We start from the raw sequence: 17109 nt of genomic DNA, 5'->3' as shown, positions 1-17109 counted from the left end.
GAAAGGAATATGAACAAACGATGAATGTTCAATTACAATCTTGGCAGGTGCACGGTAAACGTAGTGCCTTTATCGACTTCGCTCTGCACATCAATGCTTCCATGATGGAGCTGGGTAATTTTCTGTGCAATCGATAATCCCAAGCCGCTGCCGGAACGAGAACGGTTTCTGGCCTTATCTGCTTTGTAGAAGCGATCAAAGATATGCGGTAGCTCAGATTCCGGAATCCCAATCCCTGTATCACTGATCTGAATGAGGATTTCCGTCTCCAGCTTCTGAATCTCGATCCGTAATGTATCTCCAGGCCTCGAAAACTTGATGCTGTTCGTGATGAAGTTCAGCCAAACTTGATGGAGCAGCTGGGCGTCCGCAGAGATGTCTGTCTCCGGTAGTTCTAGTTCGATCGCTATCTCTTTCTCAGTCCATTGCCACTCGGTGACAATCAGAATCTGGCGAATTTGCTCATCTAGTCGATAGACGCTTCGCTTGATGACATGGCTTTCTTTGTCTAAAGAGGCCAGCGTTAGCAGCTGCTTACTAAGCGAGGACAATCGTTTACTTTCTTCTAAAATGATATGAAGATACCGTTCTTTCTCTTCCTCTGAGGTTTCCTTGTCCAAAATCGACTGAGCGAAGCCTTGTATGGATGTTAAGGGAGACTGAATTTCATGAGAAACGTTGCCTACGAACTCCTGACGCATGTCATCCAGCTGTTTGAGCGATTGAGCCATATAGGTGAAATCTCTTGCCAGCTCTCCAATTTCATCTTGCCTAGAAACGTCCATGGTAATCTCAAAGTTACCTCCGACGATTCGTTTCGTAGCTTCGGTTAGCTTTTTGACAGGCTTAACAATATATTGTGAGAAAATAATGATTAAGATAATGCTAAAAAGAAACGTAAGCCCTAACAGAAAGGCCATGAGGATACGTACACCGCCAATTTGCTGCTCCAAATTAGGCCTCACAAATAGCGCATAAGGTTTTCCCTTTACTTGAATAGGGACCCCTATGCTATTTCGAAGGCTATCTTCAAAAAAACCGGTCACCATGAGAAAATGACGCTCTTGCAAAACGCCCCGATACGGTTCTCCGGCTAAGACAAGCCTTATCTGCTCGGGATCCATTTGGGTATGCTTGAACGGAGTCCCGTAGAAGGTTCCTTCCATCCGATCGTTAACGACATAAAGTTGAAATCCCATGTTGGCGATATGTGTAAAGTAGGTAGCTGGCTCGAGATCATGCACTTGCTCATACAACGTAGAAATTTCGTTCGTGATCTTCCAAATTTGTTCTTCGTTTTTGTCTCTTAATTTGGCCAAGTAATAGCTATTGGAGAGGAGCAGCGCGAGGATACTGCTGACCATCGCAATGACAATGAAGGTAACAACGATGCGTGTGTAGAGTGTCTTCACCGTTCGGTCACCTCGAGCTTATACCCAAGTCCTCGTACGGTTGTAATGACGAAATCATCAGTCATCTCACTGAAGCGTTCCCGCAAACGCTTAATATGAACATCAATGGTACGGCTGTCGCCTTCATAATCCGTTCCCCAGAGCATTTGAATCAGCTGCTCCCTTGTGAATATGCGTCCTGGATGACTGGCTAACTGGGCTAACAGTTGAAATTCTTTGAGGGGAAGGAGAAGTGTTTGGCCTTTGGCGGTTACTTCATAGCTTTTCCGATTGATGATCGTTTGGTTCAAGGTAATCACCTCGGAGGAGACAAGCTGGTAACGCCGCAGTAAAGCTCTCGCTCGGAACAACAGTTCCTTGGGCTCAAAGGGTTTGACCATATAGTCATCGGTCCCAGACAGATAGCCTTTCTCTTTATCTTCGATTTCTCCTTTGGCTGTTAAAAGAAGGACAGGAATATCATAATGCTCGCGGATCTCCGAACATAGCTCCAGGCCATCGCGCAGCGGCATCATGACGTCGACCACCGCCAAATGAATTTGCTCGGTTTCCATCACCTTGGACGCTTGTTCTCCGTCACTGGCTTCAAACACCGCATAGCCTTCCTTTGTAAATAAGAAACGGAGCAATTCCCGAATGTGAGCATCGTCATCGACAATTAGAATATGAGTTTTCAAGACTGGGGCACCTTCTCCATTAAAATCATTGAACTTTGCAATAGTGTAAACGAAAAAAAACCTTATTGCCACTCCTGATATCAGAACGCCGCAAGGGAGTTAAGAGATCAGAGAGCAGGTAAGGTTTTCGGCAGAAAAGGAGACTAATCCACCACGATATAACCAATCATTGGACCGCCATGGGCGATATCCGCGTGTGTCATGCAAATAATACGGTAAGTCCCTTCTTGATTGGCTGTGAAATGTACGACCGTCTCTTTTCCTTTTTTGACTTCCCCGCTAATATTCAGTCCTTCGATGAGAAAAGGGTGGCTCTGGCCGTTGACGCCATAGATGCTAAGATTGATTCTCTCGCCTTTTTGGACAACGACGGTGCCCGGGTCCCATCGATAGGCTTCGATTGTTTTGCCGTCTGCCGTGGTCGATTTGAATTCTCCGACAACCATGTGAATCGTTCTTTCTGCAGACGGCTCGGCAGCTGTTGAAACGATGCTCCCACGGTTCATATACAGCAAGCCGGAGAGGAGCAGCAGCAGTGCAGCGGCTGCCAGATAGAAATGCTTACGCTTAATAATCCATACTCGGGACATCGTTGGTCCGCCTCCTGTACAAGGTTCTTGTACATCTTATGCGGAGGCTTGTCAGCGCATGATTATGATCTGTTGAACCGTTCATGCCGCTGTTCAAGTAGGGGTTCCCATTACCACCATGCTGTGGGGTAATGGGTTCGGGTTGCCCGGTGATAAACGAGGGCAACTAGTACGAGCAGCGCGGCGCCGAGCAGCACCGGCGTGAGCAGGAAGCCCCAGCCCGCGCCCGTGAGCATCACGAGCAGCGGGTCGGCGCCGGCCGGCGGATGCAGCGTGCGCGTCAGCTGCATGAGCGTGATGGCGGCGCCAACGCCAAGGGCGAGGCTCCACGCGTGGACGCCGAAGGCGGAGAGCGTGCAGAGCCCGACGAGCGTGCTCAGCAGGTGGCCGCCGACGAGGCTGCGGGGCTGCGCGAGCGGGCTCTGCGGGAGCGCGAAGGCGATGACGCAGGAAGCGCCGAAGGGCGCCATAAGCAGCGAGACTCGGCTGAAATCGCCGAGTAAGCTGCAAATCAGAATGGCGAGAAACCCGCCGATTCCGGGGATGAGCCAAGCGAATAATTTTGGGAATGATGCAGGGCTATTCATTACTTGCAGCACCTCTTTCTCTTTATTAATTCTCATGGTATCATGAGTTGAATCATTTGAATAACGAATGATTATGATATTAGATATTCGAAAATTCGATATGTTGAGGTGGTGTAGAGGATGCTTGAACATATGGACGGGCGCAGCATGAAAACCTTCATCACGGTGATGGAGGAAAAAAGCTTCAGCAAGGCAGCCCTCAAGCTCGGATACGTGCAATCAACGGTTACCATGCATATTCATCAGCTTGAGCAAACCTTGGGTCAAGCTCTGTTTAAACGTTTGCCCCGAGGTGTAGAATTAACAGACGCGGGCAGAGAAGTTGCTCCCTATGCGTATCGTTACCTGCAGCTTGGCGAATCCCTTCAAGATAAATTAACCGGACTGCATGAACCCAAAGGAGTGGTGCGGCTCCGAGCGCTTGAATCGTTCTGCGTGCCGCATCTCCCGCAGCTGCTGCCTTCCATATTTGAACAATATCCTCAGATTCAATTGCAGCTGGAAACCGGCTTTCAACGCGATATTATCCAAGAAGTGTCTGCGTACCGCATAGACCTTGGTATTGTTCCTCGTGACCCGAAGGCTAACAATCTTACTTATATTCCTCTTATCAAAGATGAATTGGTATGGGTAGGGGCTCCTGCATTGGTAAATCGTATGGAGAACGAGGGTTGGGAAGCGATAGCGGATACCAAAGTAATCGGATTTGGAAGCCGCTGCATATACCAAACGATGGCCTCTCAGGTCTTAGCAGACAAAGGGTTATCGAGCTTTACAGCCATGGAGTTCGACAGTACGGAAATGATCAAGCAGACCATGATGTTTGGAATGGGTCTGTCCTTGATGCCGTTAACATCCGTCAAGGAAGAGCTTCAATCGGGCAAACTGTTGAGACTGCAACAGGAGAAAACCATTTTGCTGGAGCATGGGCTCATTCATCGTTCAGGTAAAGATTTAAGTGCACCCGTACAAGCCTGCAAGGAGCACATTATTTCCTGCTTTTTAGCGCAAAAAGAGCGTGAAACTGGTTGATTAGAGCCCGTCTGTGATAGAATGTTTTATAGACTAGAAACGGATATTCTAAGTGGAGAGAGGTTTCAAGAATGAGTGAGATGATTCACAATGTATTGCTTTATTTGGAAGGGCTTGGGTACTGGGGGATTTTCCTCGGATTAATGCTGGAAGTTATCCCTAACGAACTGCTCTTGGCTTATGCAGGCTATCTGGTATCAAAAGGTGAAATTAATTTCATTGGTGCAATTATTTGCGCAGTAATCGGCGGTACCTTAGCCCAAGTGGTGCTCTATTGGATCGGACGTTACGGTGGCAGACCCTTCCTTGAGAAGTACGGTAAATTTTTGCTTATCAGCAAGCATCACATTGATGTTGCAGAATCTTGGTTTAACCGATATGGAACAGGTATGATCTTCACAGCCAGATTCATTCCCATTGTTCGTCATGCGATATCGCTTCCTGGCGGTATGGCCAAAATGCCGCTAGGCAAGTTTACACTCTATACAGGACTAGCTTTAATTCCATATTCCATTCTTTATGTCTACTTGGGCATGAAGCTCAAAGATAACTGGCAAGCGATTAATCAAATGGCAGGACCGTATATTAAGCCATTAATTATCGCGGCTGTTATCTTAACTCTTTTATATGTGGGCTACCAATTAATTTTGAAAAGAAAAGCGAAGATATAAGCCGTAAAGATTTGGAGCTTTTGCTTGCAATTTGCTACAATAAAAGAAACGAATGACGATAAGAAAGGATGATCAGCGATGAGTAAGAATCTTGCAAACAAGCTGCGCACAGGCTTAAAGCCGCAGCAGTTCATTGACAGCATGGAGAAAAATCAAGAGCAATTTTTAGCTTATTACAACGGATTTGAATGGGATAACGAAGAGGATAAGGAGTATTTTGATTCTCTAAACAACCGGGATGATCTGCGCTGTCTGATCGTTGCTGCGGACTGGTGCGGCGACGTAGTTCGCAACGTACCTGTCGTGTTCAAAGCGCTGGAGAACAGTGGTATTCCGACGGAAGTGCTTATTATTGAACAAAATTACGACGTAATTGACCAGTTCCTAACGGGTGGCGGTCGTGCGATTCCGATTGTTATTTTTACAGATACAGGCGGTTTTGTGTTGGGACAATGGGGTCCGCGTCCGAAACACGTGCAAGCTGTCATGAACCAATTCAAAAAAGAAAATCCAGATCGTGAAGCGGCAGATTATAACGAAAAAATTCAAATAGCTAGAGCCGAAATGGGCCGTCAATATGGTGAAGGTAACGGATATCATGCTGTTATTGTGAAGGAACTTCGTGAATTAATCGAGTCGTTCTAAGGTGAATACATATGATTAAAATTGAATCATTTGTTCTAGGACCGGTAAGTACGAACGCGTATTTATTATCGGATCCAGAAACGAAAAAAGGCATTATCATAGATCCTGGCATGAATCCTAAATCACTTATCAAAAAGATTGCCGATTTGGATATCGTTGCGATTCTCCTCACGCATGCTCATTTTGACCATATCGGCGGTGTCGATGAGATCCGTAAGCTCAAACGCTGCCCTGTGTATATTCACGATCTAGAAGCCGATTGGCTGACCAATCCGAAGAAAAACGGCTCAGCTCGCTGGCCTGATCTCGGTGCTCCGATTGAAACGGAACCGGCTGAATATGCGCTAGACGAAGGGCAAACGCTCGAGTTTCTTGGCATTAAGCTTAAGGTATTCCATACCCCAGGTCATTCACCGGGAAGTGTGAGCTTCTTATACGAGAAGCACCTGTTCAGTGGAGATGTGCTGTTCAAACTATCGGTAGGTCGAACAGACCTTCTCGGTGGGGATAACAACGTGCTGCTGGATTCCATCCAAGATAAACTGTTTCTACTCGATGATGACGTCATTGTGTATCCCGGACATGGCGCCAAAACAACAATTGGCTTCGAAAAAGATAATAATCCTTATGTGTAAATAGGAGAGGACTGTTCCGCTAATGGAGCAGTCTTTTTTTACGCATGTATGCTCGTTCGTCCATGACACCCAACCATTTTATTTGGATCTGGGTGTTTACCGTGTTCAAGGTAGGTGCACCCCCATAGACTGATGTTGTAAGCTATTCACCCAACCTAAGCAAAACAAAGCAGTTTAAAACCGTTAAATTTATAATGAAAGTTTTCCCTAAGGAAAACTATGAGGAGGTGCTCTTTCATGGAACATGTTAAAGCTCCAACGTACCCGATGGCTCCGATGCCGATGCCAACTCCAATGCCAGCTCCAATGCCGATGCCGATGCCGATGCCGATGCCAGCTCCAATTATGCAAAGCCCGGTACACAATGATATTCATTTGCACGCATCTTACCAACAAACATCGTTTGTTTTCCCTAAACCGGTTGCTGTGCAGCCTGTAGCCAAAGTTTGCTCTTATAACTATAACTCAGTAGGAATTATTCTCGTTCTGTTCATTTTGCTTGTGATTATTACTCGTGGAATTTGTAAGTATTAATTCGCTGATCGTCAATAGAAAAGTAATCCAACTCAGGGACTTTCGACCGGAGTGGATTACTTTTTTTTGTTGCCAATCCAACGATCCGCGAAATTTGCCATTAGCAGGCTATTTTGAAAGTTGGTATACTTATAGAGTTGCTTTCAGCCAAAAGTTCCCTCTGGGCTCTTCGCGCATATAGTAAAATGACAGATCAATCTAGGGGGCGGAGAGATGCATTGGTTTTCAATCATAGCCATCGGAATTGCTGCAAATTTAGATAATTTAGGAATCGGCTTATCATTTGGGGCGCGTTCAACCAAAGTACCGCTATTGTCAAATCTGCTAATTGCCTTGTTATCATTGGCTGCGACATATTTGGCCATGTCAGCAGGTATATACTTGTCTCATCTGATCTCCCCATCCTGGGGTAATCTGATCGGAGGTTTTGTTGTTGTCTTCATTGGTGCCTGGGGGCTTCGTTCAAGTTTAAAAAAGCGCAGAAAGTTGGTTTCTGATGCCGAATTAGGTGAACAAATGACACGTATGGCTGAAAGATCAGATAAAGACGGGAATCACATCATATCATGGGGTGAATCGATTTCGTTAGGATTTGCATTGTCAGTCAACTGTATGGCGAGCGGTTTGGCTGCTGGCGTCAGCGGAGTTTCTCCGTTGTTTTCGGCCCTTTCAGTCGGTATATTTTCACTTTTAACAGTAGACATTGGCGTTCGGTTGGGCAGTCAGATAGCGAAATCTTGGTTTGGGAAATATTCAGAACTGATGGGATGTCTTCTATTGATTGTCATTGGCTTTTATGAAATTTTCGTTTAACCTTTATGTCAAAGAATTAGTTGAGAATGACTCCTGGTTGCGGCACTTCTGAAACCAAATCTCAGGTGAAACGTATAGAATGGGACGAAAGTGCTAAAACTTTCATATTAACTATACACCAGGAGGGTCATGACACGATGTTCAAAAAATTTGTAATGCTGATTATGGCAAGTATGTTGGTTTTTTCCTTTACCGTGCCAACGCTGGTAGAAGCGAAATCTTCTTATAAAGCGCCGCGCAAAAGCTACACACCGACAAATCAACAAAAAGCGCCTTCAAATAACGTTTCTAAAAACGAACCTAGTAATTCGACGTCAAAAACGCCCGGCACTGCATCGCCAGCAACAAAGCCCGGATTTTTCAGCGGGGGTTTAATGAAAGGGTTGCTCATTGGGGGAATGGCGGGTCTGTTGTTCGGAGGCTTATTTGGAGGCATGGGAGCACTTGGCAATATACTTGGATTATTAGTGAACGTACTTGCCATTGTTGCCTTGGTAGCTGTTATTATGAAGGTCGTTTCTTTCTTTAGACAAAGAAGGAAGTTGAATCAGGATCAGGAGAGGTAAGAAGCATGCGATTAACGGAACAAGAAATCGTTAATGCGATTTGCTTGTATATGGCGGAACGCAAACGTCTCAAGCCAAATGATGTTGATGTTGAGCTGATGTGGGACGAGGACTTAGGCTTCTCGGCCGAAATATTCGCCGAAGGTCGCAGTCAAATCCTCACGCAAGGGAATCTGCTTGAAGCCATCGTGCAATATTTGTTCAATCAGTACCAGATGCGAGTTTTTTGGGATCAAATCCAATTATCTTTGGATGAAGAGATCATCGCTGAAATAGCGGTCTAATCTATAGTCTAGCGACAAGAAAATCCTCACAAAAGAACCTTGTTAAAATCAAGGTTTTTTGCTTTATGGGGGATTTTCTTGTCGTTATTTTTATGACATGAAACTCCCTCCAATTCTTCCCGAGACCGATTCCCCTTTTCACCTCCATACACTCCCCTTCCTCAATTTGTTAATGCCGTCAGGCTTCGAGTATACGAGTTATTGCTTATATTCACTAAATAGCCTAGAGTGTTCTGTTGGAGGTGGCATCCTTGAAAGTTGTTTGTCACGCCAGAAGCACATGATAGAAAAATTTATAGAAATCCATAAAATTTATAGATTGTACTTTTGAACGGGTGTGCTTTTACAATTAGTAAAAAGAACGCTCATCTGATGTAAGCGCTTTACACTGAGGAAATAGGGGGAATTTCATTGAAACACATATCAATTATCGTCATGCTTTGCTTTGGATTGGTGTTATCCGCATGCTCTAGCTCGTCTCAATCGGGTCCTAAAGACTCTGGTACGGGAGAGCCCCAGGATCTCGTTATGGCACTTGGATCCGAGCCTGTAAGCTTGGATCCGCAGGATGCAACGGACGGGATCTCGTACGACGCGACGGAACTTATGTGTACGACAAACTCGTCACCTTCGACAAGGACATGAAGCTCGTGCCGCAATTGGCCAAAGAGTGGAAGACATTCGATGATGGCCTGAAGGTCACGTTCACGTTGAACCAAGGAGCAAAGTTCCACGATGGCGCCTCGCTTAACGCGGATGCGGTGAAAGCCAGCTTTGACCGCATTATGAACAAAGACAACAAGCTCGGCAGATTCGCCCTTTATACCGAATTCGTAGATAAAGTGGTCGTGGACAGTGAGTATCAAGTGACGTTCCAGCTGAAATTCCCCTACGCTCCGGCGCTCGCTAACTTCGCTCACCCGTCTGGTGCGATTGTGAATGCGAAGGCTGCGAAGGAGAAAGGTGAGAACTTCAGCAAGTCACCTGTCGGCTCCGGCCCATACCAGTTCAAAGAGTGGGTGTCCGGCGACAAAGTCGTGCTTACAGCGAATACCGACTACTGGGGTGAGAAGCCGAAACTGAAGTCGATCACGATCAAAGCGGTGAAAGAAAACGCAGCGCGCGCCCTTATGCTCGAAACCGGCGAAGCGGACGTGATTGCACCGGTACCGGCTACCGATATCGAACGGCTGAAAGGCGATAACAAGCTGACCGTTACCACATATCCGAGCAACCGGAACCTGTACATCGGTATCAATACTCAGAAGGCTCCTTTCAACGATGTGAAAGTTCGCCAAGCACTAAATTACGCAGTGGATAAAGATACGATTGTGAAAAAGATTTTGCTCGGGCAGGCGCAGGTGTCCCAATCCGCGATTTCGGAACGGACGTCCGGCTATTCGCCGGCAGGCGTACGATCCTGAGAAGGCGAAGAGTCTACTCACGGAAGCGGGTGTGAAGCCGGGCACCACGATCAAGCTATGGACGCCGGAAGGCCGCTACTTGATGGACCGTCAAATTGCCGAGTTTGTGCAGGCAAACCTGGAAGCAGTCGGACTGAAGGTTGAGTTTCAGAAGTGGGAGTGGGGCGCTTACACGAAAGCCTACCGCGATCCTAACTCCGGACTGGAGCTGTTCCTTGTCAGCTGGGCCGTTCCGTCAAACGATGCAGACGGAGGACTGCGTCCTCTATTCATGACAAATGGCACGAACAACTATACCGTTTTCTCCAACAAAACGATTGACGATCTTCTTGATAAAGGCATGAAAACCGTCAATAACGACGAGCGTAAGAAAATTTATGCCGACACACTCAAAGCGATTAAGGATCAAGCGCCATGGATTTTCCTTGTGGAGATGAAGCAGCCGGTTGGGGTCCGCAAGAACGTAGAGGGCGTCACAAGCCTCAATACCGAACTCGTGGACTTACGTACTGCAGTTAAGAAATAATGAAGCTGGAGAGAGGAGATGGGGGATCCATCCCTCTTTTCAAATATAAGAAAGTAGTCAGGAGGCACCAACGTGTTCGGTTACATCCTCAAACGTCTATTACAAATGATTCCGACGCTGATTGGCGTGTCGATTCTGTCGTTTATCCTCATTCATGCCGTTCCGGGCGATCCAGCCCGGATGATGGCCGGTCAACAGGCTTCCGAGAAGGATGTCGAGATGATGCGTGATCGACTCGGCTTGAATCAACCGCTGTATCAGCAGTACGGGAACTATGTGGCTCATCTTGTGCAGGGTGACCTCGGTAAGTCTATACGTTCGAATCGTCCCGTGATGGAAGAGATTAAAACACGGTTTCCGATCACCATCAAGCTGACGGTATTTGCCGTTCTTCTGATGATCGTGTTCGGCTTGTTCGCCGGAATCTTCTCGGCAACGAAGCCGAATAGCTTGGCGGACAATTCAACGATGATGATTTCATTGTTCGGCATCTCGATGCCGGTCTTTTGGCTAGGCATTATGCTGATTCTTATTTTCTCCTATTACCTGCACTGGCTGCCTTCCGGCGGCAATGACGGAATAAAGTATTTCATTCTCCCTGCCGTTACGCTCGGCCTGTCTTCTTCGGCTATCTTGGCTCGTTTGACGAGGTCCAGCATGCTCGAGGTGACGAATCAGGATTTCGTCCGGACGGCGCGCGCCAAAGGGGTCAAGGAGCAGATGGTCGTTTACAAACATACGCTTGCGAATGCGGCAATCCCGATCGTGACTGTGATTGGTTTGGAGTTCGGCCACTTGCTAGGAGGAGCAGTGCTGACGGAGACGGTCTTCTCGATGAACGGACTAGGACGATTCATCATTCAATCGATCCAATTCCGTGATTATCCGGCTATTCAAGGGTGTGTGCTTTTTGTGGCGACCTTGTTCGTGCTTGTGAATTTGATCGTAGATCTGTCCTACGGGCTGCTCGACCCGAGGGTAAAATATGAGTAGAGAGGGGAAAGTCACCATGCGTACGGAAGCCGTGATTACGCCGGTGGAGTCGGTTACGACCGGTCAGGCCGCCTATACCGGGCGATCCCCGTGGAAACAGAAGCTCGGGCGGTTCAAACGAAACAAGCGCGCCTTAGTCGGACTCGGCATGGTCGTGCTGTTCATTCTGGTGGCGTTGTTCGCACCGCTGCTTGCCCCATTCGATCCGGCGAAGCAGAACATGCAGATCATGTTGGAGAGTCCGAACGCACACCATCTTTTCGGTACCGACGAATTCGGGCGCGACGTGCTGTCGCGCATCATGTACGGCGCCCGCATCTCGCTCATGATTGGCCTCGTTGGAGTGCTCATCGCTGTTGTGTTTGGTGTAGCGCTTGGTACGCTCGCTGGTTACTTTGGTGGGGTGTTGGACGCCGTGATCATGCGGATTATTGATATTTTCATGGCGTTCCCGAGCTTTCTGCTTGCGCTTGCCATTGTCAGCGTACTCGGGCCGGGAATGGTCAATTTGATGATTGCGATCGGCATTTTCTCCGTACCAACGTTTGCGCGCATTTCGCGAAGTGCCGTCATTTCGGTCAAACATAGGGAATTTATTGAGGCAACGAAGGCAATGGGCGGTACGCATGCACGGATTATTTTTAAACATTTAATTCCGAACACCATTGCACCCATTATCGTATTATCCACGCTGCGGATGGCGACGGCGATTCTAACAGCATCCGGGCTCAGCTTCCTCGGGATGGGTGCGCAGCCGCCGACACCGGAATGGGGCGCGATGCTAAGTACGGGTCGGGAGTATTTGCGGACCTCTCCCCATGTGTGCACAGTACCGGGACTGGCTATCATGTTCATGGTGCTCGGCTTCAATATGTTAGGCGATGGGCTTCGGGACGCCCTCGACCCGAAGATGAAAGTGTAGAGGAGGTGTGAGAACATGAGTAACAATTTGCTGGAAATTAAAGGTCTCAAAACATACTTTTATACGGACGAAGGTGTGGTTCCTGCTGTGGATGGCGTGGACATCACGGTGCGCGAAGGCGAAACGGTTGGCATCGTCGGTGAATCCGGCTGCGGTAAAAGCGTCACATCGCTGACCGCGATGCGATTAACACCAGGGAAGATCGTCGAGGGCTCAGTCACGTTCGATGGGCGGGACCTGCTAACGCTGCCGGAGAACAAGATGAGGGAGATTCGTGGCAATGAGATGGCTATGATTTTTCAAGAGCCGATGACGTCGCTTAACCCGGTTTTTACCGTCGGGCATCAAATTGCCGAGTCGCTAAGGATCCACTTGAAATACGATAAGAAGAAGGCAAAAGAACGCGCAGTCGACATGCTCAAGCTGGTCGGTATTCCACGGCCGGAGCAAATCGCAGATGAGTTTCCACACCGGTTATCTGGCGGCATGCGGCAGCGTGTCATGATTGCAATGGCGATGTCATGCAGCCCGAAGCTGCTGATCGCTGACGAGCCTACGACCGCGCTCGACGTGACGATCCAAGCGCAAATTCTCGACTTGATGCGCGAGTTGAATGCCGAGCACAATACGGCTATCTTGATGATCACGCATGACTTAGGTGTCGTGGCGGAAATGTGTGACCGAGTCATTGTCATGTACGCCGGTAAAGTCGTGGAGGAAGCTGACGTGCTCACGTTGTTTGCGAAGCCGGCGCACCCTTATACACAAGGGCTGATGAAGTCCATTCCGCGCCTGCATGGTCAGGAGAAACGGCTGTACTCCATCAAAGGCAATGTACCGATTCCGGGCAGCCTGCGAGGCGGATGCACATTCGCTCCGAGATGTGAGCATGCGACTGACCTTTGCCGGTCAAGTGTGCCGGAATTGTTTGAGCTTGATAAGGGACATTACAGTCGATGCTGGCTCCATCAGCCGAGCGAGAAAGGAGCTGCGCATGGTCATGAAACAGCCGCTTATTGAAGTGCGCAACCTGAAGAAACATTTTCCGATAAAAAAAGGATGGTTAGGCCGCACGGTCGGCCACGTGAAAGCCGTGGACGGCATTAGCTTGACGCTATACAAGGGAGAAACGCTTGGATTGGTAGGAGAAAGCGGCTGCGGCAAGTCAACGACGGGACGCACGCTGCTGCAATTGATCGAGCCGACGGAGGGTGAAGTCCTATATGAAGGTCGCAATTTGGTCGGGATGAAGCCGAGCAAGCTGCGACCGCTGCGTAAGGAGCTGCAGATCGTATTCCAGGATCCGTATGCCTCATTGGACCCACGTCTGACGGTTGGCGAAATCATTGCCGAGCCAATGGAGATTCATAGGCTGTGCACGGGCAAGGAGAAAGAAAAACGGGTGGAGGAGCTGCTGGAGGTGGTAGGCTTGAGCGGCTACCATGCCAAGCGATACGCGCACGAGTTTAGCGGAGGCCAGCGCCAACGGATCGGGATTGCCCGCGCCTTGGCATCTAATCCTAAGCTCATCGTGGCCGATGAGCCGGTTTCCGCGCTGGACGTGTCGATTCAGTCGCAGATCATCAATCTGCTGCAGGATCTGCAGGAACAGTTCGGCTTAACGTATCTGTTCATCGCGCATGATCTTAGCGTGGTGAAGCATATAAGCGATCGCGTCGGGGTTATGTATTTAGGAAATATTGTCGAGTTAGCCGATAAGAACCGTTTATTCGATACGCCGCTGCATCCGTACACACAGGCGCTCATGTCCGCGGTTCCGAGTCCGGACCCCTTGGACAAAAAGGAGCGCATTGTCTTAAAAGGAGATGTGCCGAGTCCCGCAAATCCGCCGGCCGGCTGCGCATTTCATCCGAGATGCGCCTCCTGCATGGACATCTGCCACACCGAGCGTCCCGTTCTGCAAGAACGAGACGGACACTATATCGCCTGTCACTTGTACGGCTAGTATTGGGGGAGCTACATGATTAACAATGGAAAGCAGCGACTTTACGAGGAAGTCGACGTCCTGCATCAGAAGATGATCGACATCAACGACTTTATCCATGACCACCCTGAGCTAGGCAACCAGGAGTACCAAGCCTCCGCGCTGCTGACAAGGACGTTAGCCGAGAACGGCTTTCAAGTCGAATCAGGTATTATCGGGCTGGATACCGCTTTTACCGCAACATACAAGAATGGGGAGGGTGGTCCGGTCATCGGGCTGCTGTGCGAATATGATGCGCTCGAAGGGCTTGGCCACGGCTGCGGCCACAATCTTCAGGCCGCGTCCATTACAGGCGCCGCCATCGCATTGTCGAGGCATTTGGGTGATTATCCGGTCACGCTTCAGGTGTTCGGCACGCCTGCAGAGGAGACGACGAGCGCCAAGCTGCCGATGGCACAGGAGGGACTCTTCGACCATCTCGACGTTGCGTTGATGATGCACGGCGGAGACCGGACGACGGTCGACGGTAAGTCACTTGCGCTAAACTTGGTCGACTTCGTGTTCGACGGAAAGGCGGCCCATGCGGCGGTCGCGCCGGATCAGGGCATCAGCGCGCTTGACGCGGTGCTGATGACATTCAATGGCATCGAATACTTGCGTGAGCACGTGCGCACAGACGTCCGCATCCACGGTGTTATCACCGACGGAGGCAAAGCTGCGAACGTGGTACCGGACCGCGCCGTGGCTCAGTTCTATATCCGTGCTGCGGACCGCACCTACCTCAACGCTGTCGTGGAACGCGTATATAATGTTGCGCGGGGGGCGGCGCTGGCGACAGGCGCGCAGCTAACGATCAACGAGCTGAAGGTGCTGGATAACAAAATCAACGTGCCGAGCCTGAACGCAATCATGCTTGATAACGCTGAGCAAGCGGGCGCCCAGAACATCACGCCTCCAAGGCAGAACACCGGCTCGACCGATTTCAGCACCGTGACTTACCGGGTACCCGGCGCCTGCCTGCGTGTATCGTTCGTCCCTTTCGGGACGTCGAGCCATACGAAGGAATGGGTGGAAGCGGGAACGAGCGAATCCGGCCATGCGGCGCTATCGGTTGCGGCGAAGGCCGTTGCCGGCGCATGCTACGATCTGCTCGCCGATCCCCAGCTTTTCGTGCAGCTGAAAGAAGAGTTCCGCCAAGCAAAGGCGGAGTCTACTCAACCGGGCTCAGCTGCTAAAATTTCATAATACAAAAGAAGACCGAAGTTCAGGCTGCGCGAGCAGTTGTCCTTCGGTCTTTTATGTTTGGGGAAAGCATGATTTCACATCATTGACGAACTGATTCAACGATGCGAGCTCCATGGCAGACTCCCGATAGATCATCCATGTTTTGCGCAGAAGAAATTGACCGTCATTCCGGGTTAAGTCGATGGTGTGGAGATCGTCCTCTTTCGTCAGACATATCCGCGGGATAATGGCATAGCCTAATCCGTGCTTCACTAGCTCCTTGCACGTTTCCACGCTGTCGACTTGCATCGTCATTTGTGGAGGTGATCTGAACTGTTCTTGCCACCAGGTGTCGATCGATTTACTTAAGAAAGGGTCCGTCTTGAATTTGATCTTCGATTTGACGGCGCCGATCTGGTAATGGATGCGGGGCAGCTTAGGCAGCTCCTCCAGTTCAATTGGGTGCTTCGAAATCACACAGATCCGTTCCTCGTTAATCAAATATTTCTCCTCAATCCATTGATAATCGCCGCGAATGAACGCGATTTGGACCTCATCGTTCTGCAGCAACCGAAAAATATCGGAGCTGAGCCCGGTATTCAGATGGATTTGGACGTTCGGATAAAGTTCAACGAAATGCTTCAGAATAGCCGGCAGCTTATATAAGGAAAAATTGCTCGATGCACCAATCCGCAATGTACCTCGCACCTCATGAGCATGCAGATTGGCGAGATAATCCTTCGTACGGCGCAGCTCCAGAAGCATCTTCTTTGCGTAATGGATGAGATGTTCGCCTTCCAGTGTGAAGGTTATCTTTTTCCCGGTCCGGTTAAACACCTTGATACCGAATTCCTGCTCTATCTGCTGCAGGCGGTAGGTCAAGGCTGGTTGGGAGATAAATAGACGCTCGGCCGCTTTGGTTATATTCTGTTCTTCGTAAATGGAATCCAGCAGGGACCAATCTTGTTCGTTCAACGTACTCATCTCCTTGAGAAAGCGAATACAAGTATTATAACAAATACGGGTGTCTATGGCTCACTTGGATGCTTTTGAAGAGTATATTATCCCCCTCATCATACATATTTCCACTTGAGAAGAGTGAAGCTCATGGTTAAAAATGGAAGTAGGCATCTAGAGATTTGAGACAGTGACTAAAGTGATTGAAGAAATGTCTGCAATCTTGAAGTTTCTAAGGGAGGGATGTTCCTAATTGAGCATGTGACAAGATCTCTGGACTAGAGCGCTTCGTATTTCGGTTGGCAGATCAGTGACCATATTGACACATTCAGAGCAGCGGTACTATGTCAAGACCTTAATTGGAAAAAATCTTGAAGAACCGTAACTTTTTTAGGGGGTGAGCCTAAAAAAGGCCGCACGAAACTAAACCCACCCTATTTTGGTTATATGGAAATATTTTCTAATTTCCAAAATAATAGGTGGAATGGTTGAGTAAGGTTATGTCATTTCTGTTGTCGGGTCACCTCCTTGGGTTCGTAGAGTCGGTTGGTTCGAAGCAGATAGTCGACCAACCGCACCAATTTACGAGCTGTAAAGCGCAAGGGCACGTTTTTCGGCGTATTTGGCCGGCTCCGCTTTCTTAAGGCTATAGTACTGCGCAAATACCGTGTC

Annotated in this window: 19 protein-coding genes and 1 pseudogene; 15 read left to right on the top strand and 5 right to left on the bottom strand. The window is 48.8% G+C overall.

Annotation, left to right across the window (positions count from 1 at the left end; translation table 11 throughout):
- Positions 1-32: 32 nt before the first annotated feature.
- The 4 genes from G519_RS0127095 to G519_RS0127080 all read right to left on the bottom strand — a co-directional run bounded on the left by G519_RS0127095 (position 33) and on the right by G519_RS0127080 (position 3266).
- Positions 33-1412, bottom strand: coding sequence for a sensor histidine kinase (locus G519_RS0127095; protein ID WP_029197366.1), 1380 nt, complete (start codon positions 1410-1412; stop codon positions 33-35).
- Complete coding sequence (locus G519_RS0127090; protein WP_029197365.1) at positions 1409-2089, bottom strand: response regulator transcription factor; 681 nt, start codon at positions 2087-2089, stop codon at positions 1409-1411. The genes G519_RS0127095 and G519_RS0127090 overlap by 4 nt, the downstream gene beginning before the upstream one ends.
- Before the next feature lie 143 nt (positions 2090-2232).
- Positions 2233-2679, bottom strand: a complete 447-nt coding sequence (locus G519_RS0127085; protein ID WP_029197364.1) for a cupredoxin domain-containing protein — start codon at positions 2677-2679, stop codon at positions 2233-2235.
- A gap of 110 nt (positions 2680-2789) precedes the next feature.
- On the bottom strand, positions 2790-3266 hold the full coding sequence (locus tag G519_RS0127080) for an HPP family protein (protein WP_036633874.1): 477 nt from the start codon (positions 3264-3266) through the stop codon (positions 2790-2792).
- A 120-nt stretch (positions 3267-3386) separates the two neighbouring features.
- Here G519_RS0127080 and G519_RS44725 point away from each other — a divergent pair, with 120 nt between their 5' ends.
- The 15 genes and pseudogenes from G519_RS44725 to G519_RS0127000 all read left to right on the top strand — a co-directional run bounded on the left by G519_RS44725 (position 3387) and on the right by G519_RS0127000 (position 15501).
- Complete coding sequence (locus tag G519_RS44725) at positions 3387-4298, top strand: LysR family transcriptional regulator (protein WP_036633871.1); 912 nt, start codon at positions 3387-3389, stop codon at positions 4296-4298.
- Positions 4299-4369: 71 nt separating this feature from the next.
- On the top strand, positions 4370-4969 hold the full coding sequence (locus G519_RS0127070) for a DedA family protein (RefSeq protein WP_029197362.1): 600 nt from the start codon (positions 4370-4372) through the stop codon (positions 4967-4969).
- Positions 4970-5047: 78 nt separating this feature from the next.
- Positions 5048-5614 carry a thioredoxin family protein gene (locus G519_RS0127065; RefSeq protein ID WP_029197361.1) on the top strand — a complete coding sequence of 189 codons (567 nt, stop codon included), beginning with the start codon at positions 5048-5050 and terminating at the stop codon, positions 5612-5614.
- Between the two features lie 11 nt (positions 5615-5625).
- Complete coding sequence (locus tag G519_RS0127060) at positions 5626-6249, top strand: MBL fold metallo-hydrolase (RefSeq protein ID WP_029197360.1); 624 nt, start codon at positions 5626-5628, stop codon at positions 6247-6249.
- Positions 6250-6486: 237 nt separating this feature from the next.
- Entirely contained in the window at positions 6487-6783 is a 297-nt protein-coding gene (locus tag G519_RS0127055; RefSeq protein WP_036633867.1) for a hypothetical protein, read from the top strand.
- A gap of 213 nt (positions 6784-6996) precedes the next feature.
- The gene (locus G519_RS0127050; RefSeq protein WP_029197358.1) at positions 6997-7596 is read left to right on the top strand and encodes a manganese efflux pump; all 600 of its coding nucleotides are present in this window, start codon (positions 6997-6999) and stop codon (positions 7594-7596) included.
- Positions 7597-7733: 137 nt separating this feature from the next.
- Positions 7734-8162 (top strand): hypothetical protein, encoded by a 429-nt coding sequence (locus G519_RS0127045; RefSeq protein WP_029197357.1) that lies wholly within the window; start codon positions 7734-7736, stop codon positions 8160-8162.
- 5 nt (positions 8163-8167) lie between these two features.
- Entirely contained in the window at positions 8168-8446 is a 279-nt protein-coding gene (locus tag G519_RS0127040; protein ID WP_029197356.1) for a DUF2653 family protein, read from the top strand.
- Positions 8447-8857: 411 nt separating this feature from the next.
- Positions 8858-9091: a hypothetical protein gene (locus tag G519_RS50530; RefSeq protein ID WP_127528084.1), complete on the top strand. Its 234-nt coding sequence runs from the start codon at positions 8858-8860 to the stop codon at positions 9089-9091.
- A pseudogene (locus G519_RS52450) lies at positions 9088-10396 on the top strand (ABC transporter substrate-binding protein). Before G519_RS50530 ends, G519_RS52450 begins: the two are co-directional and overlap by 4 nt.
- A gap of 72 nt (positions 10397-10468) precedes the next feature.
- Positions 10469-11389 carry a nickel ABC transporter permease gene (gene nikB / locus G519_RS0127020; RefSeq protein WP_029197353.1) on the top strand — a complete coding sequence of 307 codons (921 nt, stop codon included), beginning with the start codon at positions 10469-10471 and terminating at the stop codon, positions 11387-11389.
- Between the two features lie 16 nt (positions 11390-11405).
- On the top strand, positions 11406-12311 hold the full coding sequence (gene nikC / locus G519_RS0127015; RefSeq protein WP_036633864.1) for a nickel transporter permease: 906 nt from the start codon (positions 11406-11408) through the stop codon (positions 12309-12311).
- A gap of 15 nt (positions 12312-12326) precedes the next feature.
- Positions 12327-13331 (top strand): ABC transporter ATP-binding protein, encoded by a 1005-nt coding sequence (locus G519_RS44720; RefSeq protein WP_036633861.1) that lies wholly within the window; start codon positions 12327-12329, stop codon positions 13329-13331.
- On the top strand, positions 13312-14277 hold the full coding sequence (locus G519_RS0127005; protein WP_029197351.1) for an ABC transporter ATP-binding protein: 966 nt from the start codon (positions 13312-13314) through the stop codon (positions 14275-14277). Before G519_RS44720 ends, G519_RS0127005 begins: the two co-directional genes overlap by 20 nt.
- Before the next feature lie 15 nt (positions 14278-14292).
- A complete protein-coding gene (locus G519_RS0127000) occupies positions 14293-15501 on the top strand; it encodes a M20 family metallopeptidase (protein WP_029197350.1) in 1209 nt (402 codons plus the stop codon).
- A gap of 51 nt (positions 15502-15552) precedes the next feature.
- On the opposite strand, the gene G519_RS0126995 is transcribed toward G519_RS0127000, so the two are convergent.
- Entirely contained in the window at positions 15553-16455 is a 903-nt protein-coding gene (locus G519_RS0126995) for a LysR family transcriptional regulator (protein WP_029197349.1), read from the bottom strand.
- Positions 16456-17109: the final 654 nt, after the last annotated feature.

Origin of the sequence: Paenibacillus alginolyticus DSM 5050 = NBRC 15375, from assembly GCF_000422905.1 — a bacterium.
GTDB lineage: Bacteria > Bacillota > Bacilli > Paenibacillales > NBRC-103111 > Paenibacillus_E > Paenibacillus_E alginolyticus.
This window is presented reverse-complemented; position numbering and strand designations above follow the sequence as displayed.

Coding starts and splice junctions, on each gene's coding strand:
- G519_RS0127065 (WP_029197361.1), top strand. CDS start 5,048: ATGAGTAAGAATCTTGCAAACAAGCTGCGCACAGGCTTAAAGCCGCAG.
- G519_RS0127080 (WP_036633874.1), bottom strand. CDS start 3,266: ATGAATAGCCCTGCATCATTCCCAAAATTATTCGCTTGGCTCATCCCC.
- G519_RS0127045 (WP_029197357.1), top strand. CDS start 7,734: ATGTTCAAAAAATTTGTAATGCTGATTATGGCAAGTATGTTGGTTTTT.
- G519_RS0127085 (WP_029197364.1), bottom strand. CDS start 2,679: ATGTCCCGAGTATGGATTATTAAGCGTAAGCATTTCTATCTGGCAGCC.
- nikC (WP_036633864.1), top strand. CDS start 11,406: ATGCGTACGGAAGCCGTGATTACGCCGGTGGAGTCGGTTACGACCGGT.
- G519_RS0127040 (WP_029197356.1), top strand. CDS start 8,168: ATGCGATTAACGGAACAAGAAATCGTTAATGCGATTTGCTTGTATATG.
- G519_RS0127070 (WP_029197362.1), top strand. CDS start 4,370: ATGAGTGAGATGATTCACAATGTATTGCTTTATTTGGAAGGGCTTGGG.
- G519_RS0127060 (WP_029197360.1), top strand. CDS start 5,626: ATGATTAAAATTGAATCATTTGTTCTAGGACCGGTAAGTACGAACGCG.
- G519_RS0127005 (WP_029197351.1), top strand. CDS start 13,312: ATGAAACAGCCGCTTATTGAAGTGCGCAACCTGAAGAAACATTTTCCG.
- G519_RS44720 (WP_036633861.1), top strand. CDS start 12,327: ATGAGTAACAATTTGCTGGAAATTAAAGGTCTCAAAACATACTTTTAT.
- G519_RS0127055 (WP_036633867.1), top strand. CDS start 6,487: ATGGAACATGTTAAAGCTCCAACGTACCCGATGGCTCCGATGCCGATG.
- G519_RS44725 (WP_036633871.1), top strand. CDS start 3,387: ATGCTTGAACATATGGACGGGCGCAGCATGAAAACCTTCATCACGGTG.
- G519_RS0127000 (WP_029197350.1), top strand. CDS start 14,293: ATGATTAACAATGGAAAGCAGCGACTTTACGAGGAAGTCGACGTCCTG.
- G519_RS0127050 (WP_029197358.1), top strand. CDS start 6,997: ATGCATTGGTTTTCAATCATAGCCATCGGAATTGCTGCAAATTTAGAT.